The sequence below is a fragment of the Kocuria rosea genome (assembly GCF_006094695.1).
Taxonomy (GTDB): domain Bacteria; phylum Actinomycetota; class Actinomycetes; order Actinomycetales; family Micrococcaceae; genus Kocuria; species Kocuria rosea.
Genome location: NZ_CP035103.1, coordinates 1,912,790 through 1,934,193 on the forward strand (window position 1 = coordinate 1,912,790; position 21,404 = coordinate 1,934,193).

Annotated in this window: 24 protein-coding genes; 16 read left to right on the forward strand and 8 right to left on the reverse strand. The window is 70.2% G+C overall.

Annotated elements, in window-relative coordinates; all coding sequences use genetic code 11:
- Positions 1 to 110 precede the first annotated feature (110 nt).
- Together EQG70_RS08880 and EQG70_RS08885 are read left to right on the forward strand one after the other, a co-directional pair.
- Positions 111 to 794, forward strand: a complete 684-nt coding sequence (locus EQG70_RS08880; protein ID WP_035928806.1) for an ABC transporter ATP-binding protein — start codon at positions 111 to 113, stop codon at positions 792 to 794.
- The gene (locus tag EQG70_RS08885; protein ID WP_109269324.1) at positions 791 to 2,398 is read left to right on the forward strand and encodes a hypothetical protein; all 1,608 of its coding nucleotides are present in this window, start codon (positions 791 to 793) and stop codon (positions 2,396 to 2,398) included. Before EQG70_RS08880 ends, EQG70_RS08885 begins: the two co-directional genes overlap by 4 nt.
- A 237-nt stretch (positions 2,399 to 2,635) precedes the next feature.
- On the opposite strand, the gene EQG70_RS08890 is transcribed toward EQG70_RS08885, so the two are convergent.
- Entirely contained in the window at positions 2,636 to 3,088 is a 453-nt protein-coding gene (locus EQG70_RS08890) for a nuclear transport factor 2 family protein (protein WP_109243908.1), read from the reverse strand.
- Positions 3,089 to 3,418: 330 nt separating this feature from the next.
- Between EQG70_RS08890 and EQG70_RS08895 the strand changes: the two genes are divergently transcribed.
- The 6 genes from EQG70_RS08895 to EQG70_RS08915 all read left to right on the forward strand — a co-directional run bounded on the left by EQG70_RS08895 (position 3,419) and on the right by EQG70_RS08915 (position 7,438).
- On the forward strand, positions 3,419 to 3,925 hold the full coding sequence (locus EQG70_RS08895) for a hypothetical protein (RefSeq protein ID WP_126346281.1): 507 nt from the start codon (positions 3,419 to 3,421) through the stop codon (positions 3,923 to 3,925).
- A 284-nt stretch (positions 3,926 to 4,209) separates the two neighbouring features.
- A complete protein-coding gene (locus EQG70_RS18510; protein ID WP_244296696.1) occupies positions 4,210 to 4,467 on the forward strand; it encodes a hypothetical protein in 258 nt (85 codons plus the stop codon).
- A 23-nt stretch (positions 4,468 to 4,490) separates the two neighbouring features.
- The gene (locus tag EQG70_RS18515) at positions 4,491 to 4,736 is read left to right on the forward strand and encodes a hypothetical protein (protein WP_232035294.1); all 246 of its coding nucleotides are present in this window, start codon (positions 4,491 to 4,493) and stop codon (positions 4,734 to 4,736) included.
- Between the two features lie 92 nt (positions 4,737 to 4,828).
- Complete coding sequence (locus EQG70_RS08905) at positions 4,829 to 5,086, forward strand: hypothetical protein (RefSeq protein WP_126346282.1); 258 nt, start codon at positions 4,829 to 4,831, stop codon at positions 5,084 to 5,086.
- A gap of 282 nt (positions 5,087 to 5,368) precedes the next feature.
- On the forward strand, positions 5,369 to 5,989 hold the full coding sequence (locus EQG70_RS08910) for a hypothetical protein (RefSeq protein WP_109243911.1): 621 nt from the start codon (positions 5,369 to 5,371) through the stop codon (positions 5,987 to 5,989).
- 9 nt (positions 5,990 to 5,998) lie between these two features.
- A complete protein-coding gene (locus EQG70_RS08915) occupies positions 5,999 to 7,438 on the forward strand; it encodes a signal peptidase I (protein WP_109269322.1) in 1,440 nt (479 codons plus the stop codon).
- Between the two features lie 238 nt (positions 7,439 to 7,676).
- Here the strand turns inward: EQG70_RS08915 and EQG70_RS08920 are convergent, their stop codons facing one another.
- Together EQG70_RS08920 and EQG70_RS08925 are read right to left on the reverse strand one after the other, a co-directional pair.
- Positions 7,677 to 8,012, reverse strand: a complete 336-nt coding sequence (locus EQG70_RS08920; protein ID WP_197722634.1) for a hypothetical protein — start codon at positions 8,010 to 8,012, stop codon at positions 7,677 to 7,679.
- A 181-nt stretch (positions 8,013 to 8,193) separates the two neighbouring features.
- Entirely contained in the window at positions 8,194 to 8,691 is a 498-nt protein-coding gene (locus tag EQG70_RS08925) for a DUF6326 family protein (protein ID WP_241975578.1), read from the reverse strand.
- 120 nt (positions 8,692 to 8,811) lie between these two features.
- Between EQG70_RS08925 and EQG70_RS08930 the strand changes: the two genes are divergently transcribed.
- Positions 8,812 to 9,480, forward strand: a complete 669-nt coding sequence (locus tag EQG70_RS08930) for a TetR/AcrR family transcriptional regulator C-terminal domain-containing protein (RefSeq protein ID WP_109269321.1) — start codon at positions 8,812 to 8,814, stop codon at positions 9,478 to 9,480.
- A 17-nt stretch (positions 9,481 to 9,497) separates the two neighbouring features.
- Positions 9,498 to 10,463 (forward strand): NAD(P)-dependent alcohol dehydrogenase, encoded by a 966-nt coding sequence (locus EQG70_RS08935; RefSeq protein ID WP_109269320.1) that lies wholly within the window; start codon positions 9,498 to 9,500, stop codon positions 10,461 to 10,463.
- 304 nt (positions 10,464 to 10,767) lie between these two features.
- Here the strand turns inward: EQG70_RS08935 and EQG70_RS08940 are convergent, their stop codons facing one another.
- The 3 genes from EQG70_RS08940 to EQG70_RS08950 form a co-directional block, all read right to left on the reverse strand.
- Positions 10,768 to 11,265 (reverse strand): DUF1990 family protein, encoded by a 498-nt coding sequence (locus EQG70_RS08940; protein ID WP_109269319.1) that lies wholly within the window; start codon positions 11,263 to 11,265, stop codon positions 10,768 to 10,770.
- A gap of 130 nt (positions 11,266 to 11,395) precedes the next feature.
- Positions 11,396 to 12,142, reverse strand: coding sequence for an NADPH-dependent F420 reductase (locus EQG70_RS08945; RefSeq protein ID WP_109269318.1), 747 nt, complete (start codon positions 12,140 to 12,142; stop codon positions 11,396 to 11,398).
- A 53-nt stretch (positions 12,143 to 12,195) separates the two neighbouring features.
- Complete coding sequence (locus EQG70_RS08950; protein ID WP_109269317.1) at positions 12,196 to 13,731, reverse strand: DHA2 family efflux MFS transporter permease subunit; 1,536 nt, start codon at positions 13,729 to 13,731, stop codon at positions 12,196 to 12,198.
- 463 nt (positions 13,732 to 14,194) lie between these two features.
- Between EQG70_RS08950 and EQG70_RS08955 the strand changes: the two genes are divergently transcribed.
- The 5 genes from EQG70_RS08955 (at position 14,195) to EQG70_RS08975 (ending at position 18,356) form a co-directional block, all read left to right on the forward strand.
- Positions 14,195 to 14,797 (forward strand): TetR/AcrR family transcriptional regulator, encoded by a 603-nt coding sequence (locus EQG70_RS08955; RefSeq protein ID WP_109269316.1) that lies wholly within the window; start codon positions 14,195 to 14,197, stop codon positions 14,795 to 14,797.
- A 206-nt stretch (positions 14,798 to 15,003) separates the two neighbouring features.
- Entirely contained in the window at positions 15,004 to 15,720 is a 717-nt protein-coding gene (locus tag EQG70_RS08960; RefSeq protein ID WP_109269315.1) for an NADPH-dependent F420 reductase, read from the forward strand.
- A gap of 190 nt (positions 15,721 to 15,910) precedes the next feature.
- Complete coding sequence (locus EQG70_RS08965) at positions 15,911 to 17,245, forward strand: NtaA/DmoA family FMN-dependent monooxygenase (RefSeq protein WP_109269314.1); 1,335 nt, start codon at positions 15,911 to 15,913, stop codon at positions 17,243 to 17,245.
- An 8-nt stretch (positions 17,246 to 17,253) separates the two neighbouring features.
- On the forward strand, positions 17,254 to 17,433 hold the full coding sequence (locus EQG70_RS08970; RefSeq protein ID WP_126350196.1) for a hypothetical protein: 180 nt from the start codon (positions 17,254 to 17,256) through the stop codon (positions 17,431 to 17,433).
- Between the two features lie 353 nt (positions 17,434 to 17,786).
- Positions 17,787 to 18,356 carry a GNAT family N-acetyltransferase gene (locus EQG70_RS08975; protein WP_109269312.1) on the forward strand — a complete coding sequence of 190 codons (570 nt, stop codon included), beginning with the start codon at positions 17,787 to 17,789 and terminating at the stop codon, positions 18,354 to 18,356.
- A gap of 124 nt (positions 18,357 to 18,480) precedes the next feature.
- Here the strand turns inward: EQG70_RS08975 and EQG70_RS08980 are convergent, their stop codons facing one another.
- Positions 18,481 to 19,437: an SDR family oxidoreductase gene (locus EQG70_RS08980; RefSeq protein WP_109269311.1), complete on the reverse strand. Its 957-nt coding sequence runs from the start codon at positions 19,435 to 19,437 to the stop codon at positions 18,481 to 18,483.
- Positions 19,438 to 19,494: 57 nt separating this feature from the next.
- Positions 19,495 to 20,286, reverse strand: a complete 792-nt coding sequence (locus tag EQG70_RS08985) for a DUF3159 domain-containing protein (RefSeq protein ID WP_167508876.1) — start codon at positions 20,284 to 20,286, stop codon at positions 19,495 to 19,497.
- A 259-nt stretch (positions 20,287 to 20,545) separates the two neighbouring features.
- Here EQG70_RS08985 and EQG70_RS08990 point away from each other — a divergent pair, with 259 nt between their 5' ends.
- Positions 20,546 to 21,385, forward strand: coding sequence for a helix-turn-helix transcriptional regulator (locus tag EQG70_RS08990; protein ID WP_109269310.1), 840 nt, complete (start codon positions 20,546 to 20,548; stop codon positions 21,383 to 21,385).
- The last annotated feature ends 19 nt before the right edge of the window (positions 21,386 to 21,404 follow it).

Consider the following 21,404-nt stretch of genomic DNA (forward strand, 5'->3'; position numbering starts at 1 on the left):
GATTGGTGTTCGGTCGTGGCGGTGGCGGATGTCCGGCCGGCGGGGGATCTGCGGGCGGTGGTACCGGGGAAGAATGGGGTGGCTGTGTTGCCGTAGAAAGGCTCTTGTCCGTGAGTTGCGCCGCTGTCCTGTCTGTTCGTGAGTTGGTGTGTGGTTATGCCGGGGTGCCGGTGACCGCCGGGGTCAGCTTCGAGGTGGGGCCGGGGGAGGCGGTGGTGCTGCGCGGGGCCAATGGGGCGGGCAAGTCCACGGTGCTGCGCACGGCCGTGGGCCAGCAGGCTCCGGTGAGCGGGGAGCGGTGGCTGAAGGGCGGGCCGGTGGTGGAGAACTCGCTGGCCTACCGCCGGGCGGTGAGCTGCCTGTTCGACGAGGACGCGTTCTTGCCCGGGGTGTCGGTGGGGCATCACTTGGAACTGGTGCTGCGCGGTCACGGGGTGGCCGATGCGCCGGTCGTGGCCGCTGAGGCGGTGGTCGAGTTCGGGCTACAGGACCGGGTGGACGCCTCGCCGTTCGCTCTGTCCTCAGGCCAGCGTCGGCGGGCGCTGCTGGCCGCGGCCCTGATCCGCCCGTTCGAGCTGCTGGTGCTCGATGAGCCCGAACAGCGCCTGGACACTCTGATGCGTGCCCGTTTGGCCGACCGTCTGGTCACCGCCCGGCAGGCAGGGGCGGGGTTGCTCATCGCCACCCACGACGCGCCGCTGGCGGACACGGTGGGCACCACCGTGCTGAGCCTCGACTCCGACGGTGCCCTGCCACCGATTACGGCTGAGCCGCAGCGGGAGGGCCAGTCGTGACGGGCGGTGCCGGCCTGAAGCCTGCCGAGCCCGCCGAGATCGTAGTGTTCCTGCGAGCAGCCCAGGCCCAGGGCCGGGCTCGAGGTGCGGATCGGTTCGTCGACGTCTACACCGGGCTCTTCGTCACGGTGGTGCTGGTGGCCTGGGCGGTCGCCGGAGTCCTGGGTCTCGGTGCCTCGTTGGGGGATCTGATGGCGGCCGGTTCCCCCGGCGGGGTACTGCACCGCCCGGCGGCCGCTTGGGTGGGGGCCGGGGCGCCGGTGCTCGGAGGCGCGGTGTTGCTCGGGGTGGCCTGGGTCGGTGCCGTGGACCTGTTGCGCGGGCTGGGGCCGGTGGGGGTGTCCCCGGAGCGGGCGGTGTGGGTGTGGCCGCTGCCCGGGGCCGGGGCGCAGGAACCGATCCGCAGTGTGCACCGGATGCTGTGGGTGGCGACGGCGGCCGGGGCGGTGTTCGGTGGCACCGGGCTGCTGCTGCTGTCGGGTGCCGGGCCGGCAGCCGGGCGGGGCGCGCCGTGGTGGGAGGCGGCGGCACGGCTGGTGTGCTGGGCCGGTCTGGGGGTCAGTGCGGTCGGGGTCTCTGTCTGGGCCCATACCGCCGGCGGGGTGCCGGACTCGCTGCGGTCCCGCCCCTGGGCGGGCTGGTTCCTGGTGCTGGGGGCTGTGCTGGTCGTGTTGGCTGGGACCCGGGACGGGGCCACCGGCCCGTGGGATGTCCTCGTGCCGCCCCTGTGGGTCGTGGGGGTCGCAGGATTACTGGTGGTAGTGGCCGGGCTGTTCTGGGTCTGGGCGCTGCGGTGGGCCCGGGGCCTGGACGGGGTGCACCTGCGGGCGTCCGGAGCGCGGACCCGGCATCTGTCCAACGCCGTGTCCCTGCTGTCGACCCAGGACCTGACCGCCGCGCTGGCCCCCGCCACGGTGACCGGGGTGCGGGGACTGTCGGGGAGCACACCGGGCTGGGTGTCGGGGCCGCGCACGGTGGTGCTGTTCGCCTCGCTCACGGCCCTGCGGACCAGCCGGTGGCGGTCCGGGCTGGTCGTCGACCTCGGGCTGACCGTGGTGCTGCTGGCCGCCTTCTCCCACACCGTGGTGCTCGCCGGCTGGGCCGCGCTGCTGGTGGTGGGATACCGGGGGCTGGGCCGCGGCACGGCCTATCTGGCCGATCTGCGCGCCGGGGCCGCCGCCGAACGGAACCTCCCGATCGCCCCCACCGCAGCCGCCCTGATGCACCTGGTCCTCCCGTGCGTGCTCAACGCCGCGGTCCTGGGCGCCGTGGCACTGCTGGCCGGGCTCGCGGCCGGCACCAGCTGGGCGGTGATGATGCTTCTCGGTGCCGTGACCGGGACCGGAATCGGTGCGGCCGGCCTTTACCGCGCTCTGGGCCCGGAACCGGACCACACCCAGCCCCCGATCGACACCCCCCTGGGACCGGTGCCCGTAGCCCAGCTGATCGGCTACAGCCGGGGGCTCATCCTGGTGCCCGCCCTGCTCGCGGCACCGGCCACCGTACTGCTCCACCCCACCGCCTGGCCGGCGGCCCTGGCAGCCGCCCTCGCCCTGACGGCCACCGCCGTGGCCCTGGCCATCAGCACCGATCGGAAACACTGAGACCCGAATCCTGGGGGCCACAGCCGAGCCGAACCACACCTACCGGGCTCCCGAGGTGTGATAGGGGTTGCTACTCGACCACCCACCGTCGACGACCAGGCCGGCAACGTTCAAACGGTGTTTCGGGGCCAGCGATATTGGCGTGAGACGTGTCGTTCCCCGGACCCGGGAATGGCCGGCCACAAGGGCGGCCATCCGCGGACTCTGTGGCTGGCAGGGGTGGGACTTCCGCCGTCGTCACCAGACGGGAAGCTCGCCCTCGCCGGGAGTGATGCGCAGGTCGGACTCTCCGATGGCGACGTCGTTGATGGAGGCCTCGCGGCGGCGCATGTAGCCGAGTTCGTCGAATTCCCACAGCTCGTTGCCGTAGGAGCGCCACCACTGCCCGCCGGTGTCGTGCCACTCGTACTGGAATCGCACTCCGATCCGGTTGTCCGTGAAGGACCAGAGGTTCTTGCGCAGGCGGTAGTCGAGCTCGTGGTCCCACTTGTCGGTGAGAAAGGCGACGACCTCTTCACGCCCGCGGATGTATTGGTCGCGGTTGCGCCACTCGGTGTCGACGGAGTAGGCGCCGGCGACGCGTTCGGGGTCACGGCTGTTCCAGGCGTCTTCGGCGGCCTGGACCTTGGCGAGGGCGCTCTCGTGGGTGAAGGGCGGAAGCGGGGGGCGCGGCTGGTCAGGAGTGCTCATGTGCCCATCCTTCCGGGGCGCGGGGTGCGCCCGCCAGTGGCGGGGGACCGCCTTGCATATGGCGAGATGGCGGCCAGCAAGCCAGCCTTGATGACATCTGCTGCAGCTGGCACGCTCCGGGAGGTGCTGGTGATGCGTAGGGTGAAGGCCATTGACCTGGAAGGACGCCCTCATGCATCATGCCCCGAGCAGGTTCACTGATCCGGTCTCCCCGGTGTTCGGCGCGAGCTCGGCCGCAGCTTTCGGCGCACTGAGCTTGATCGATCCGTCGCGGTTGAGCCCGGCACGTCGACGGCTCTATCGGGCGGGGGTGGCTGCGACCACGGCGTGGTGGGCTACGTCGTTGACCGTGCAGGGGCCCGGACTGATGCGCAGGCCCCGGAAGTGGGGGAGAAGTCGGTGCGCACCCGTGCGCTCACCCCGGCGGTGCGCGAGGTGGTGCTCGGGATTCTGCAGGCCACTGACACCGCCGATGCCCGGGTGCTGCTGGGGCAGTTGATGGTCGCACAGGAGTCCTTCTTCGATGACGGAGTCGAGGGGTTCTCCACCACCGTGGAGTTCCAGGTGTCCGACGACGTGGTGCGCGTGGTGCCCCATCACCAGACCTACCCCGTCCGAGCCGACTACCAGGCACCCGATGGCACGCTGCTGCAGATCAGCCTCCAGCTCCTGGAGGGCAAGTTGTCCCACCTCGCCATCGACTTCGCCGACGAAACCCACTATGAGGATGAGAGCGCGATCGACGTCGTCGAGGAGCTCATCGATCAGTGGCCGGCTCCGGCCGATCTGCGGTACCTGAGGGAGGGGCCGGATGGTCGTCCGTTTCCCCTGACCTGACCGGCACCACACCGCTCCCTCATATGACGGTCGCTCGAGAGTTGTCCTGTGGGAGTGAGGGGGCGCCGATCCAGGCGCCCTGGTCCCTTTGATGTCGGAGGCTCCTCATGCCTTTCGCTCTTTCCTCACGTCCCCGCTCCACCTCGTCCTCACCCGTTGCGGGCGCCACTCATGCGGGGTGGCGTGCCGCGGCCGCCTCCACGGTGGTGGCGGGTCTGCTCTTCACCGGTGGGGTAGCGCCGGCGCAGGCGGCGAGCACTTACAGCTCTCCGTTGCGCACCGCGGTGGAGTCTCTGCCGATGGCGGCGGAGAACAACGCCGACTACAACCGGGACAAGCAGTTCGGCGACTGGAATGACACCAATCGCGACTGCCAGAACACCCGGGCCGAGGTGCTGCAGAACGAGTCCAAGGCGAAGACCAGTTTCACCACCACCAAGCGATGCACCGTCAAGGGCGGCAAGTGGGTCACCACCTGGGACGGGAAGGTGCACACCTCGACCACACCGTGCCGGTCCACGAGGCCTGGGGCTCCGGGCTGAGGGGCTGGAGCCAGACCGAGCGGGTGGCGTTCTACAACGACCTGGGTGATCACCGTACGCTCAGCGCCCAGACCTCCGAGCTGAACTCCACCAAGCAGGCCCGCGGCCCGGAGGAGTGGATGCCGCCCGAGCACCGCTGTGGCTATGTGGGGGAGTGGATGGCGGTGAAGATCCGCTGGGGCCTGAAGGTCGGCAGCAAGGAAAAGGCCGCCCTGACCCGGATCGCCGCCGCCTGCCCCGACGTGACCATCAAGGTCGCCCAGGCCTGACCGGGCCCACTGCGTGCCAGTGTGCCGGACACCGCGGCGGTGTCCGGCCCCGCTCAGTATTGGTCCACGTCTTCCGGACCGGCCGGTCCCCGGTGAAAGAGCCCTGGGACCGCCCCGAGAGCGACGTCGTGGCCGAGCTGGCCGTGCGCGGCTACATCGACGCCTCCGGGCGCGTACTGTCGCTGACCGATGAGGACCTGACGGCCGCCGGGGTGCTGTGGCCGCGGTGCGTGCAGGCGGATTCCGGCAAGAGGTTCGGCTCCGGATCTCATGCCTACGGGGTGATCCTCGGGGCGTTCGACTTGGAGGGGACCCAGACCCTCGTGCGGCTACTGGAGGTTGAAGCCTGAATCGGCGGCATCCCCTCCGCGCAGGACCCCTGCCATGACAGTCAGGCATGTGACAGAAGGTTGCGACAGCACTACTCACCCTCATTCCCGTTCGCACATGGGGTGATGGTGGTGGACAGCAGCAGTGGCCGAAGGTCCAGGAGATCCACCGGGACGTCTTCATAAGGTGACCACAGTTGACCGACGACCCCCATCACGGCGCAACTGGACCCCCCTCACCCTCCATCAGCGACGGCGCAGGACACTCCTGCCCTTGGGCTCCGTCGCGGAACAGGACCCACCATGCACGCTCCTTCTCCCCGGGCCCGCAAGATCGCCGGTCTGTCCGCCGCCCCCATCGCCGTCCTCGTGGCCGGCGTGATGGTCTGGCAGGGCTCCACCGCGGCCTTCACCGCCACCACCCGCAACGCCGGCAACTCCTGGGCCACCGGCCAGGTCGCCCTGACCGACGACGACGCAGGCCGCGCCGGCTTCACCGTGGAAAACCTCGTCCCCGGAGCGACCGGTGAGAAGTGCATCGAGGTGACCTCCAACTCCACCGTCGCCGGTGAGGTGCGCGCCTACACCCAGAACCTCTCCGGCTCCGCCGCCGGACTGCAGGACCACATCGACCTGCGCGTCGAGCGCGGCACCGGCGGTTCCTTCGACAACTGCGACGACTTCAGCCCCGTGCCCGGCGCCCTGCCGGCCCAGTCGCTGTCCACCCTGGCCCAGGTCAACAACGACTACGCCACCGGCGGCGCCCGGTGGCAGACGGCCGGCACGGCCGGGGAGTCGACGACCTACCGCGGCACTTGGACGTTCGACACCACCGGCCTGACCCCGCAGCAGATCGACGCCCTGCAAGGCGCGAACGTGAGCGTGGACCTGGTCTGGGAGCTGCAGAGCAACGACCCCGCCTGATCCCTCCTCGTGACGAGCCGGACCCACCACGAGCCCAGCCCCACCGCCGAGCCGACACCTGACACGGTGACGGCCGCGCTGTGGGGCTGGGTCCGGCTGTGCACCGGCGCCGCCGCCCAGATCTACCTCGTGCTGCTGGCCACCCTGACGGCCATCGCCCTGATCCCGGCCCTGTTCGGCTGGCACTCCACCGTCATCGAGACCGGGTCGATGGAACCGCACATCGACCCGGGTGACGTCGTCGTGCTCGCCGACCTGCCGGATGATCAGCCGGTGCCGCTCGGTGGGGTCGTGCAGTTCATCAGCCCCGCCGAGGCCCAGCCCAGCGGGGTGGAGCGCCCGATCCTGCACCGGATCGTGATCGACCACGAGGATGGCACCTACGCCACCGCCGGAGACGCCAATGCCGAGGTGGACTCCACCCCGCTGGTCCGCGAGCAGATCATCGGCCAGGCCCGCCTTCTGGTTCCGTTCATCGGGCTCCCCTCATTGTGGCTGGGTGCCGGCCAGCACCTGTCCCTGGGCCTGTGGGCCGCAGCCACCGTGGCGGCCTTGCTGATTGCTCTGGCCGTCTTCGTCCCGCGGGCACGCGACGACGACGACCAGGAGGGCGAGGAAGTAGAGGACGACACTCAGGAGCTTCCGGTGCTCGCCCGCCGCGGCGCCCTGGCCGTGGCCGGCACCGCGGTCCTGGCCGGGCTGACGGCCTGGCCGGTGCCGCCGAGCACCGCGGCGTTCACTGCTCGAACCGGCACCAGCGCTTCCTGGCGATACGTGGGCATGCCGGCGATCACCCTGGGGCGAGCCAGGGACTACGCGCTCCTGGCCTCCGGTCGCCTCACCGACCACACCCCCGGCGGGCACCCCACCTCGGTCGGCGGCAGTGTGGGCACCTACCCCGGTCTGGCCATCGAGAATCTGCAGTCCAGCGGATCTCGGCGCAACGTCACCGGGACGGTCGAGCCCGGCACCACGGCGGCCGCCGGCGCCATGACCGACGCCCGTGCCCTCGAGGCCGCCCTGCTCGCCCGCCCGGCGACTGTCAGCCGCCCCACGGTGCTGACGGGCAGGATCACGCCGGGGATCTACACGAGCACCACCGGGACCTTCACCGTTACCGGTGACCTGACCCTGGATGCCCAAGGGGACCCTGGCGCGCAGTTCATCTTCCGTGCCGCCACCATCACCGCCGCGGACGGCAGCCGCGTGCTCCTGAGCAACCAGGCAAGAGCGGCCAACGTCTACTGGGCTTCGACCGGCAGCATCACCCTGGGCATCAGCACCACCGCCCGGGGTGCTTACCTGGCTCGCGGCAGCATCGCGGCCAACACCACCACCGGCAGCCCCACCCAGCGGCTCACCCTGGAGGGACGCCTGATCAGCCTGGGCACTGCCGCCGGCGGCGGGGTCGTCGAGGTAAACCGACCCATCATCACGATCCCCACCTGAGACGACGCGAACTCCACACGGTGTTAAAGCCTTCGCCTCCTCTGGGCCTCCTCCACCGTTAAAGCGACAGTCCCCGGCGTCTCGACCTCGGCGAGGGAGAGCACCTCGGTCCCGCCGTATCTCAGCTGGGTGATGGCCCTCATCGTTCTGCGCGGATGCCGAGTGCGTGAGTTCATGGTGTTCTCCTGTCTCAGTCGGTTCATGGGCATCGCCGGAGGGTTGAAGGGTGCAGTTCCAGTCATCGGTGAGCCGTGACCGGCGCCCTCTGCTGCCGCACTGAGTGCACGACGGCGGCCGTCGCGAGAGGGACGACAACATAGGCGGCCATCACGATCAGGCTCGCCTGTGCGGAGAGGTAGGCACCTTGCATCTCGGCTGCTCCGGTGGTGAGGAGTGCTGAGGACGCCGGCAGCGGTAGGCGGCTGACGATGGTCTCCGCCCACACCAGGCGGATGAAGCTGAGGATGCCGGGCAGCAGCAGGACGAGCAGTCCGTTCCGGAAGGCGATCGCACCGATGTGCTCCGCGGCGGTGGTGCCGCCGCAGCGCTGGGTGAGCTCGTGTGCCTCGATCATGACCGAGACCTTCCTGGGCGGTGGCGGGCCTGTGTGCGCATCCCATGACCTGACCTTCCGGTAGGGGTCTTGGCAGGCCCCCACGCGACGTCCCGGTGGTAGTTGGTGTCCCACCGCCAGGAGGCCCGCACCGCGGCACCGAGGCAGATGGCTGTGAACAGGACGGGGACTCTTCTTGGGTTCACGTTTGCTGCTGGATGCGAGCGGCTTCCCGGTCCGGGCTGGTCGCCATGGTTGCCGGCGACGCGGTGCGCGGCCAGGTCCAGGCGGAGCGCAGGATGAAGACCAGGAGCAGCACCTCGATGGTGATGTGGAAGCCGTAGTAGAAGGCCCAGTCCAAGGACGTACCTGCCGCGTTGAACACCATGACGGGGATGTAGAGCGCTGCCACGACGAGGTTCGCGGCGCGGTTCACACCGGCGGGCAGCGTCATGGAGAGCACCACCATCAGGGCCGGGATCCCGATGACCACGACGAAAAGGGTCAACAACGTCGGGGTGATGGCGAACTCGAAGATGCCGCCACCCCGGATCTGGTCGATGGCGCCGGGCTGGTAGAGGTGGAAGTAGTCGATGTAGATGACGAAGAACATCAAGCTGGTCCAAGCTGCCGCGAGTTTGGCCTGCACCGGGATCCGCTGGTCTTCCAGCGCGGTGGTGTGTCGACGTGTTCTCATCATGGGCTCCGTTGTGGTGGTGAGGACCGGCAGGTCCTCGGGTTTCGTCGAACGCGCGACTTACGATTGTAAGGGGTGATCACCAGCGTAGACTTACAGGCGTAAGTGCGCAAGGATGGGAAAATGACGCGACGCACACCACTGAGCAGGGAGAGGATCATCGACGCCGCCGCCGCGGTCGCCGACCGCGCGGGTGTCGCCGCCGTGAGCATGCGCAGTGTCGCGAAGGCGCTCGGCGTCGAGGCGATGTCGCTCTACCATCACGTCCCCAGCAAGGAGGCGCTGCTCGACGACCTCGCCGACTGGGTGTTCGAGAGGATCGAACTGCCCCAGGTCGGCGCTACCTGGCGAGAGGCGCTGACCGGCCGGGCACGATCGGCACGGTCGGTGCTCACCGCCCATCCGTGGGCGCTCGGGATGATGGAATCGCGCCCCCACCCCGGCCCAGCGCTGCTGCAGCACCACGACCGTCTCCTCGGCGTGCTGATGACCGAGGGCTTCAGCGCCGCGCTGGCAACACACGCGTTCTCCGCGATCGACGCCTACGTGTACGGGTTCGCGCTGACGTGGACGAGCCTGCCGTTCGAACCGGGGGACGGCGCCGAGGAAGCGTTCGCCCTCAAGGTCGCGGCGTCGGCGGAGCTGTATCCGCACATTGCGCGCTCGCGCGCCGAGCTGCTGGGCGATGGCGCCTACGCGTTCGCGGACGAGTTCGACTATGGGTTGGAGCTGCTCCTGGAGGGCCTGGAGCGCCGGGTCGCCGACGAGAGCCCCGCGCGAGGCGAGTGCTAGCGCATGGCCGTGCGGACATGAGAGCGATCGTCCATGACCGCTACGGGTCGCCCGATGTGCTGCGGCTCGACGATATCGCCACGCCGACCCCGGGGAGAGGCCAGGTGCTCGTGCGGGTAATCGCGACCTCGGTCAATCTGAGCGATTGGGAGGGGCTGCACGGGTCGCCCGCCTATGCCCGATTCGGCGGCCTGTTCAGACCCGCCCGCCGCACACTCGGTTCGGACATCGCGGGAGTGGTCCAGGCAGTGGGCGCAGGGGTCACGCTGTTCCGGGTCGGTGACGATGTCTACGGCGACAATCTCACTCTGAAAGGCGGCTTCGCGGAGTACGCCGTGGCGCCCGAGCACGCTCTCGCGCTCAAGCCGGCCGGACTGTCATTTGCCGAGGCGTCGACACTGCCGCAGTCGGGGGCGATCGCGGTGCAAGCCGTTGCGCGCGCGAAGCCCGGTGAGCGGATGCTGATCAACGGCGCAGGCGGAGGAACTGGGGCGTTCGCGCTCCAGCTCGCCGCTGCTTCCGGCATCCGTGTCACGGCCGTGGACAACGCCGGCAAGCTCGACTTCATGCGATCCCTGGGGGCCGCCGAGGTCATCGACCATCGCGCCGACGACTTCACGCGCACCGGTCCGTACGACCTCATCATCGACCTCGTCGCCCGACGGTCGGTGTTCGCGTATCGCCGTGCGCTCGCCCCCGGTGGCACGTACCTGATCGTCGGCGGGACGACGCGCGCCCTGCTGCGAGTGGTGACGGTCGGCGCACTGATCGGCGCGATGACGGGTCGGCGTTTGGGGGTTCTTGCCGTCAAGCCGGGGCCGGCGCATTTCTCGCCTCTTGCCGACCGATGCATCGCGGGAGATGTCCGTATCTACATCGACCGCGTGTTCCCGCTCGAGCAGGTGCCCGAAGCGCTCACCTACGTCGGCGACGGGCACGCGCTCGGCAAAGTGGTGGTCGAGGCGGGGACAGGTGCCGACTGAAGACCGCGCGAACCGACGAGAGGGTCAATCCCCACACTTCGGGGAGCCGGAAGGCCGCGGCGACGAACAGCAGACCGGTTTGCACGAGGTCTTCGAACCGGTCGATGATGCCGGCGAACAGCAGGACGACCACGACCGTGGGGGCCACGTACAGCCACAGATCTTGGATGTGGAATCGCGCCCCGACCCCGGTCCAGGGCTGCTGCAGCACCACGACCATCTCCTCGGTGTGCTGATGGCTGAGGCCTTCAGCGCCGAGGACGCGTTCCCTTGCGGCGCATGCTCCCCAGGTATCGGCGGGGCGCTACAGAGCGTGGAGGTATCGCCGGGTGTATTGCTGCTGCAGGCGATGGCTGATCGGTGCCAGGGCGCGGGACCACCAGACGCCTGGCCGGGAGAAGGCGGTGATGGTGAACACGACCGCGTCATCGTCCCGCCAGTCGAGGCAGAACCTCTCCTCGCCCTGCTCGGGGTGGCCTTGCAGGGTCCCGTAGGCGAAGCCCCGCCGGCGCTCCTCCTCCACCACGTAGATCACCTGGCATCCGAAGGAGATCCGCAGCATGTGCCGGCCCAGGCGCAGACGGACGCGGCTACCCTGCTCGACCCGGGGTGTGGTGGCCTCGACGGTTAGGCCGGCTGCTCGGTGCATCTGCCAGCTCATCAGGCGTTCGGTGGCGCGGCGGAACATCGACTCCCCGTGTCCGAGGACTCGCTGGGCCCTCAGATGGTCGTATCCGTCGGGCAACTGCCCGGCGGTAGCGCCGACCTCCGGGTAGGTCAGTGGGCGGTCGAGCAAAGTCATAGCGCTCACTATGCCAAGGGAGCGCTTTGCATATGGCCTGGCTGCCGGTCACGGCCTATGAGGGGGACGTTGCAGAATGGGTTGGTTTTCACCGTGTTTGCCAGGAAGCGGGCCAAAGGGTCTTACGGGTTCAGATGAAGAGGGCGCGGTTGAGGCGTACGCCGTATTCGGCGTCGAGGTTGGTGGTGGCGTCCCCGACTCGTTCCTGGATGGCGGCGACGGCCAGGTCGCGTCGCGTCGGCGATCGCCTCGCGTCCGCTGCCCCCCACTGCTCCGGCATCTCTTCGAGGGCGAGGTCGGTGCAGTAGCACGGGGTGCCCGGCTGCTGGCGCCACGGCTGCGTCAACGGGCCCGCGTCGAAGGCGTCGAAGCCGGTGGCTTCGACGAGGGCCATGCCCACGGCCCGGTGGTGGTCGTCATCGGCTGCCACGGGGATGGCGATGCGGTCCGGACTGCCTGCCGGTTGACCCTTGGCTGCGAAGGAGGGGGAGCCGATGGCGTTCCACGCCTTGACGACCGGTCGCCCCAGCTGTTCGGCCACCCACAGGCTCTCGACCTGACCGGCCTCGATGGCCTCGATCCTGCCGTCGCGCTGCGGATAGTAGTTCGAGGTGTCGATGACCACGGTGCCGGACGGCAGAGCGGTGAGCAGCGGCGCGAGCTGCGGAAGACGGTGCAGGGGAACGGAGAGGATCACGACGTCGACATCGATGACCGCTTCGGCCGCCAGGACCGCACGTCCGCCTGAGGCCAGCACCTCGGCCCCGATCGTTTCGGGCCCGCGCGAGTTGGCGACCTCGACGTCGTGTCCGGCTGCGCTCAACCGCTGGGTCAGGGTGGTGCCGATGTGCCCGGTGCCCAGAATGCCGATCTTCATGGTCTGTCTCCTTTGCTGCAGGTGGATGCCCGATGGGGGCGAGGGGGTGTGGGTCAGGCCGTTGCGGCCGGGGCCGTGAGTGTGGGTTCCGCGGGGGTGTGCGGGTCGACCGATCGGGGGCGGCGCACGAACAGGGTGGCGAGAGCCGAGGCGGAGGCGACGACGGCCGCGGCGGTGAAGGCGGCTTGTGCGGCCGAGACGGACTGGGCCAGGTCCAAGGGGCCGGTGCCGTGTGCGGTGGACCCAAGGGTGTAGGCGGAGACGAGCACGGCGGTGCCGGCCGCGCCACCGAGCTGCTGGATGGTGCCGAAGGCCGCGCTGCCGTGGGGGTACAGATGGGCGGGCAGTGCCGACAGTGCGGCCGTGGTCAGCGGGCTCCACATCAGTGCCTGCCCGATGATCATGGTGATGTAGGCGATGAGCAGCGTCGAGACGGCCGTGCCGGAGTCGATGCGGCTCAGGAACCACAGGGAGGCGGCCACGATGAGTGCCCCGGGGACCGCCAGGGGCCGGGGGCCGAGGCGGTCGTAGAGCCGCCCGCCGCTGGCCGAGACCACGGCGATCGTGATGCCACCGGGCACGAGGAAGAGCCCGATCTGCAAGGTGCCCAACCCGCTGACACTGCTCAGCAGCAGCGGGAAGACGACTCCCGTGCCGAAGGCCGTCATGGTCAGGGCCAGCATCACCAGCAGCGGCACCGTGAAGGACTTCACGGCGAAGATCCGCACGTCCAGCAGCGCGTCGTCGGTGCGCTGGAGCGCCCGCTGCCGCAGGACGAACGCGGCGACGCCCAGGACGCCGACGAGGATCGGCAGGGAGGGGGAGACGGGGGTGTGGCCCGAGGTGGACTCCCCGATGGTGGCCAGCCCGTAGACCAGTGCGCCGAACCCCGCAGCCGAGAGAACGAGGGAGAGCACGTCGAGCTTGATCGGCTCCGGTGTGGTGATGTTGCGCAGCTTCACCGCGCCCAGCACGAGCCCGGTCAGGGCGACCGGCACCATCAGCAGGAACAACCACCGCCAGCTCAGCTGGGACAGGACCAGGCCCGAGACCGCCGGGCCCAGGGCCGGTGCTGCGGAGGAGACGATCACGACCAGCGCCATGAACCGGCCCTGGCGGGCCGCCGGAACCAGGCGCATGGTGGTGGCCATCAGCAGCGGCAGGAAGACGGCGGTGCCGATGGCCTGGATGATCCGGCCGGTGAACAGGACCCCGAAGCCGGGGGCGAGGGCGGCGAGCACCGTCCCTGCAGTGAAGAGCGACATCGCGGTCAGGAAGACGGTGCGCAGGTGGAACTTGCGCATCACGAAGCCGGTGGCCGGGATCAGGACGGCGAGGGTGAGCAGGTAGCCGGTGGTCAGCCACTGCCCGGTCGTCGCGGTGATCGCCAGCTCCTCGATGAGGGTGGGCAGCGCGACCCCCAGCAGCATCTCGTTCAGCAGCACGATGAAGGTCGAGGCCATCAGCAGCCCCAGGACGAGGCCATCACCGGGGGCCAGTTTGTCGCGCGCATCCACGACCTGGGAAGTGCTCAGAACGGGGGGCTCGGTGTCGGGCTGTGGGTCGATCGACGCCTGGCGGGTGGTCATCGGGGGCTCTCTTTCATCACGCTGTGGTTCGGCCTCGAGGAGGAATCCGGGCAACCCGGGTCCCTGTGGTCAATGGCGGGGGAGAGGCGTAACCTCAAACGGAGAACGCCTCCGCATCAGTAAAGCGGAGAGTAACTCCGTTTGACAAGTGGTTGCCTCTCTCCCTGCCGGTGATCGTGGCCACGTCTCGGGTGGGGGTTGGCGACTGGGGTCTGTGGGTCAATGGCGCAGCATCGGTGGCGTTGGTGCGGGGGTCATGCCCGGAGTGCGTGCCGCAGTTCCCAGATCGAGTCCCCGGCCGTGGTGCAGTGCGGTGGCTGGGGCTGAGCTGGTTCTGCAGGTGGCCGGAGGTGTGGATCCTGCCGGGCGGAACACCGCGGGTCTTGATGTAAAAGACGCCCTCGCTTGCCCTCGACGACCATGCGGAGATAGTCTCCACTTACTCGAGGAGAGGAGCCCGACCATGACCGAGGCAGAGACCGGCACGCGCCGGCCGCGCACCGACGCACGGCGCAACCGCACACGCATCCTCGAAGTCGCCGAAGAGTTCTTCGCCGAGGCCGGCATCACCGGGTCCCTGGACGCGCTGGCCAAGCGGGCCGGCGTGGGAGCCGGAACCCTCTACCGGCACTTCCCCAACCGCGACGCCCTGCTGGCCGCCCTGCTGCAGGCCCGCAACGAGGAGCTGGAGGCCCAGCTCGAGGCCCTCAGGCAGGAGACCGACGCGGCGGTTGCTCTGGAGCACTGGCTGGACGCGCTGGGGGAGTGGGTGACCGCCTTCGACGGACTGCCCGACCCCCTGCGGGCGGCACTGTCCCAGGAGTCCTCCCCGCTGGCGATCACCTGCCAGGGCTTCATTGCGACCACCGAGGAGTTCCTCGGCGCGGCCCAGCGCGAGGGCACAGCCCGGTCGTGGGTGCGCGGGCGGGACCTGTTCCTGGCCGCCCTGGCCACGGCCTGGGTGCGCGGGGCAGCCATGGCCGACGAGGCCTCGGCCCAGGCCGTGCGCGAGATGATCCGCTCCGGCTGGGCCACACCCCGACCCGAAGACGCCCCTGCGAACTGACCAGCACGGGCAGCCACGGGACCGCCCACGCAGCCCAGCGTCGAGCGCGGTGTTCCTCGGAACGAAGCGGCAACGACCGCGGAGTCCATGGGGAGTCCCAGACATCGGCCCGCCGGCACGTCGTGAACCGCCAACGACGGGACCTGCGCCCCAGTGAACGTCACCACCCCGACCCCATTCCACCTATCCCGGAGCGAGGACTCGTCATGCCCACCCTTGGAATCATCGGCAGCGGGAACATCGGTGCGGCCATCGCCCGCCTGGCGACAGCGGCCGGCACCCCGGTCGTCGTCGCCAACTCCCGCGGTCCCGAAACCCTCATCGATCTCGTTGCCGAGTTGGGCCCGCTGGCCACCGCCGGTGCCGTCGAGCAGGCGGCTGCCGCCGGGGAGTTCGTGGTGCTGTCCGTGCCGCTGACCGCGACGACCGCGATCCCGGCGGCCCTGCTGGAGGGAAGGACGGTGGTCGACACCAGCAACTACTACCCGTTCCGCGACGGGCGCATTCCCGTCCTCGATGCGGACGAGTTCACCACCGGCGAGCTCGTCCAGCGCCACTTCGCCGGAGCCCAGCTGGTCAAGGCGTTCAACAACATCCTCGCCCACCACATCCCCGCCCTGGCCCGCCCCGCCGGGGTGCCTGACCGCACCGCACTGCCCATCGCGGGCAACGACGCCGCGGCGAAGACTCGAGTGGCGGCACTGATCGATCGGTTCGGCTTCGACACCGTCGACACCGGCACCCTGGCCGAGAGCTGGCGGTTCGAGCCTGAGGCCGCCGCCTACACCCGCCTCTACCTCGCCGATCCCACCACCCCCGATGAGCGCCTGCTCGAGGCCCCCGCCGGGACCGTGCCGGCCGCCCGGCTGGTCTCCGCCCTCGAGGGCGCGCAGCGGGTACGGGTGGCCGAGCGCACCTTCTGACCCGGCCGGAGGTCGGCACGGTGGCCCACTGATTTCACCGCGACATCTGTCCCCGCGGTTGCCCAGCGCTCGTCCACCTTCCGGAGCAGGGTTCCCGGCCCTTTGACAATCCGGAGACTTTCTCCGTATCGTTGGAGCGAGTATACGGAGAAAGGCTCCGTTTAAGTGCCCTCTCACTGGAGACTCCTCGATGACCAGCCCGCAGATGATCCTCGGCATGCAGCTCGGCAACGGCTACGGCTCCCAGCCCGCCGCCTGGCGGGCCCCCGGGGTGGACCCGTCCAACTACACCGACTTCGACGCCCAGGTCCGCTACGCCCAGGCCGCCGAACGCGGGAAGTTCGCTTTCCTGTTCCTGCCCGACTTCCTGGCCCTGAGCGGGGACCCGGAGCACGAGGCACCCATGCTGACCCTGGAACCCATGATGACGCTGGCGGCGATCGCTCGGGGCACCCGGCGCATCGGGCTGGTGGCCACCGGCTCGACGACCTTCAACGAGCCCTACAACCTCGCCCGGCAGTTCAAGGCCCTGGACGTGATGAGCCACGGCCGGGCCGGCTGGAACGCGGTGACCACCAGCGACCCCAGCTCCGCGGCCAACTTCGGCCGCCAGATCGCCGCCCGACCACAGCGCTACCAGCGCGCCCACGAGACCATCCAGATCACCCAGGCGCTGTGGGGCAGCTGGCAGCCCGACGCCTGGCACAAGGACCCCGCCACCGGGCGGTTCGCCGACCCGGGCAAGATCCAGGCGATCAACCTGGGCGGGGAGCACGTCGCCTCCCAGGGGCCGCTGCCCATTCCGCCTTCGGAGCAGGGCCAGCCGGTGATCTTCTCCGCCGGCGGCGGGGCGAACGGGCTCGAGATAGCCGGCCGGTACGCCAGCGCGGTTATCGGCGCGGTGTTCACCATCGAGGACGCCCGGGCCCAGCGCGAAGCCATCAGGGACGCTGCACGACGGGCCGGACGGAACCCTGACGAGGTGAAGTTCTTCGCCGGGGTGATGCCGGCCATCGGCCCCACCAAGCGCGCCGCCCTGGACCGCCGCGTGGCCCTGGGCGAGCTCATATTCCCGGCCCGTGTCCCGTACCTGGGGTCCATGCTGGGACTGGAGCTGGAGGTCGGTCAGCTGGACCGGCCGCTGACTCCCGCCCAGCTGGCCGCCGCCCGCCCCAACCCCTTCGATCCCCGCTCCCCGCGAGCGCTGGAAGTCGCCCGCGAAGGGTGGACCATCCGCGACGTTCTCGCCCACGGGGTCATCGACTACCACCCGACCCCGGTGGGTCCTGCCTCCGTGACCGCCGACCACCTGCAGGAGTGGTTCGAGGCCGGGGCGGCCGACGGCTTCTGGGTCTCCATCGACGTCTACGAGGACGGGATCGACACCTTCGTCGACGAGGTCGTGCCCATCCTGCAGGAGCGCGGGCTCTACCACCACGACTACGAGGGCCCCACCCTGCGCGAGAACCTGGGAGCCCACGAGCAGTACGGGTTGGACGCCCGGCTCACGGACCCGGCCCGATGACCCCGGCCATGCAAACAGCAGCCGACCGGCAGGACATCGACCCCCGGGCCTTCCGGGACTCCCTGGGGCACTACGCCTCCGGGATCACGATCATCACCGGCCATGATGAGCAGGACCCGAACGCGCTCGAACCTCTGCTGTATTTCCAGGGACGGTACCGCCGCCTGGGCCCGGACGAGACACCCTGAGGCACATCACCGTGCACTGAGGGCGAGGGCTCCACCACACCTTCAGGGCCGGAACAGTCGCTGATTGACTCGTGGGCAGTGGAGTCAAGAGCGGCTTCTTCCCCACCGCTTCACAAGTGGCCCGTTAGCGGCCTACCGTGCTGCGGTAGAGGTTGCTCACCGCTGCGGCTCGTCCGCGGCGCGCCCGGCGCCCCCGGAACAACCGGTGGCCACCGGGTTCTGCGGAGGGGAGCAGCCGACGAGCCTGGGCGGCCAGCCGCGGACGTGCCTGTGACGATCATGAGATCCGCTGACCTGTGCTGTGGGGTCGGCCGGCTGTTGGCACCGCCCTTCGACGTCCAGGAGAACCAGCCATGAGTCCCCGCATCCGCCCCGCTGCGACTTCTGACCTGGACGCTGCGGCACGGGTCCTCGCCGCTGCCTTCGAGACGTACTCGTGGACGCGGTGGACCGTTCCCGCAGACGGCTACCGCACGCGTCTGGAGGAGATCCAGCGACTGTATCTGTCGCACACCCTCGAGCACGGCCTCGTGCTCGTGGACGAGCAGGTGAGTGCGGTCGCCGCTTTCCTCCCGGCGGATGCGGCGGACCCACCAGCACCGACACAGCATCGGATCGCCGAACTCCTCGGGGCACGTCTGACTGCCCTCACCGGCCTGGATCTGCCTGCCGCCCCGGTGGGCTCATGGACCCTCGAGACGGTCGGCGTTCACCCTGCCCGGCAAGGCGCGGGTTTGGGAACAGCGGTCATCGTAGCGGGCCTGGCACTGATTGACCGGCGCGGGGAGCCCGTCGTACTGGAGACCTCGGACGAACGAAACGTGCACCTCTACCAGCGTCTTGGATTTGCCACCACCGCCACCACTGCGATCCCGGCAGGTCCCGTCGTCTACTCGATGAGCCGCACGGCGTCGCGTGGGTGAAGGAGCGCCTTCCCTCTCCCCGAGGATCCTCTGGGCACGGACGGTAGAACGCACGCTCGGGGTTCGAAGCGGGCTCATCACTCATTGATGCCCACAACTGTGGTGCCGGCCTCGACGTCAGTGCTCACCACGGCGCCGGCGCGGACGTGGCGAACGAGACCCCGGCGAGTTCCTCGGAGACCCTCCAGATACGTTCGGCCGCCTGCAGATCGCGCAGGGGGCGGAACAGGGCGTGCCGGCCCGGGCCGCCGCCGAGATTCCCCGGTCCCTTCGGCCCGTACAACAGCCCGCCGCGGGCCTGCAGCGAGGTAGCAGCCATCAGCGCCGGCAGCTGCGCACTGTCGACGGTGCCCGCCAGGATCCCCGCTCGGGACAGGCGGCGGATCACGGCGATGTTGGGGGTGTCCCGCTCCCTGCCGATCTCCGGCCGCGCCGCCATCAGGCTCGTCGGGGCGACACCAGGGTGCGAGAGATTGCTGGTGATGCCCCAGCCGCAGGCGCCGCTGCGCCGGTCCAGCTCGAGCCCGAAGAGGCCCAGGGCGATCTTCGACTGGCTGTAGGCGCGCATGCCGGCGTAGGAGGTCTCCCAGTTCATGTCGCTCCAGTTCACCTCCCCGCTTCTGGCCGCGATGCTGATCTGCGAGGTGACCCGGGCCCGGCCCGCGACGAGCAGCGGCAGCAGGTGCGCCACCAGCGCAACGTGTCCGAGGTGGTTGGTGCCCAGCTGCAGCTCGATCCCGTCGTCGGTGACCTGGCGCTCCGGCGGGGTCATCACCCCGGCGTTGTTGATCAGCAGATGGATGGGGTGCCCCTCACCGCGCAGCTGCTCGCCCAGGGCGGCCACCGAGCGCAGCGAGGACAGGTCCATCTCGCGCAGTGACACCTGGGCGGTCGGGTGCTCGGCACGGATGCGGGCGACGGCGGCTTCGCCCTTGGCGCGGTTGCGGACCGGCAGGACCACCTCGGAGCCGGCGGCGGCGAGCCGACGCGCGATGCCGAAGCCGATCCCGTCGCCGGCTCCGGTGACGACGGCGCGCCGCCCGGACAGATCGGGCACGGTGTACTGCGGTGTGCGAGGCATGACGTTGCTCCTGTGGTCGTGGTGATCGGGCGTGAACGGCGTCAGGGTCGGATGGTGTCAGGGGCGAGCGGGGCGGGGGGCGCGGGGCGTGGACCCGGTGGTGGGCCTGCCCACCGCGCGGCGGGCGAGGACCACGGTGACGGCGAAGTGGACGGCGAACAGCGCCGGGACGCCGACCTGGATCGCGGCCAGGACCGCGAGCTGGCTTTCGAGGTAGAACAGCACCCGCACGAGCAGGTTCGCGCTGGCCATGACCAGGATGACCAGCGTGCTCACGGTGTACACCCGGCGCAGGTCGCGGTGCTCGCGCCACGCGCTGGGCCCGCCGACCAACGGGTTGACGACGATGCCCATCAGCGGCCGCCGGGCGATCAGCGAGACGACGTGGGCCGCGACGAAGACCGCGGGCAGGAGCGTGGTGGGCAGGAAGAAGGCACGCGCCTCACCCGCGAGGGCCGCCACGCCCGCGCAGACCGCCGCAACCAGCACCCCGGCGATCGCGACCCCCGGCGGCTCGTGGCGCGCCAGGCGCACCGCGCAGGCCAGCACCGCGGTCACGGCCAGCGCAATGAGTGCCGTGCCGAGCCCGGCGACGGCCTCGGCGGCCACGAAAGCGATGGTCGGGGCCGCGGCCACTGCCAGGCCGACCGGTCCGCCCAAGCGGTCCAGGGTCCGGTGTGCGACGGCGCGCCCCGCGGAGCGCTCCACGGGCTCCGGCAGCTCGAGCACGCGGCGCGCTCGCGCGCTGGCACCGGGCGCTGCCTCGCTGGTCCGGGGGCGGCTGAACGGCTCCTTGCCGGGCCGGGGGTGCTGAGGCCGGCGGGTGTCGACGGGCGATGGATTGGCCACGGTGTCCTCCTGGATGGGTCGGGCTGTGCCTCCAGCCTCGGCCGCGGCGCCGACCCCAACCAGGGCCTGTCGATCCACCCCTGGCGCGAACCCGCCGCGCCCGCCACGGTGGTGCCGTTCGCTGTGCCGGCTCAAGGTGGGATCGGCGGGCCGTGGCTGAAGGGTGGTTCTGTGCTGTACGAATGAGCGGGAGGGACGAGGAGCCTTGAGTCGACGGAGAGGTGGGCCGATGATCGACCGGGCAGGAACCGACAGGACAGTGATTGATCGGGCGGGGCTGGCGGAGTTCCTGCGCCGGCGGCGCGAGGCGCTGCAGCCGGAGGACGTGGGGCTGCCTCGGGGGCGGCGCCGGCGGACCAGCGGCCTGCGCCGTGAGGAGGTCGCCGCGCTGTGCCACATGTCGACCGACTACTACGCCCGCCTGGAGCGTGAGCGCGGCCCGCGCCCCTCCGAGCAGATGATCGCCGCCATCGCGCAGGGCCTCCACCTGAATCTGGACGAGCGCGATCACCTCTTCCGCCTCGCCGGGCACCACCCGCCCACGCGCGGAGCGCTCAGCGAGCACATCAGCCCTGGCCTGCTGCGCATCCTCGACCGCCTGGTCGACACCCCCGCCGAGATCGTCACCGAGCTGGGTGAGACGCTGCGCCAGACCCCGATGGGCGTCGCGCTCACCGGCGACGCCACCGGATACACCGGCCCGGCCCGCAGTCTGGGCTACCGCTGGTTCATCGACCCTGGCGCCCGGGCCCTGTACGCGCCCGAGGACCACGCGTTTCTCTCGCGCCTGTACGCCTCGCACCTGCGCACGCTCGTCACCCGGCGCGGGCCCGCCTCCCGGGCAGCGCAGCTGGCCGAGCTGGCCCTGGCGCGCAGTGAGGAGCTGCGGAACCTGTGGGACGCGCACGAGGTCGGTGTCCGGCCCGAGGAGGTCAAGCGCTTCGTGCATCCGCAGGTCGGGACGCTGGAGCTGAACTGCCAGACGCTGTTGGACCCGCAGCAGTCGCACCTGCTGCTGGTGTACACCGCGGTGCCTGGCACCGAGAGCTACGAGAAGCTGCAACTGCTCTCCGTCCTCGGCGCGCAGGAGATCAGCTGACACGTGCCGTGCGGCACGG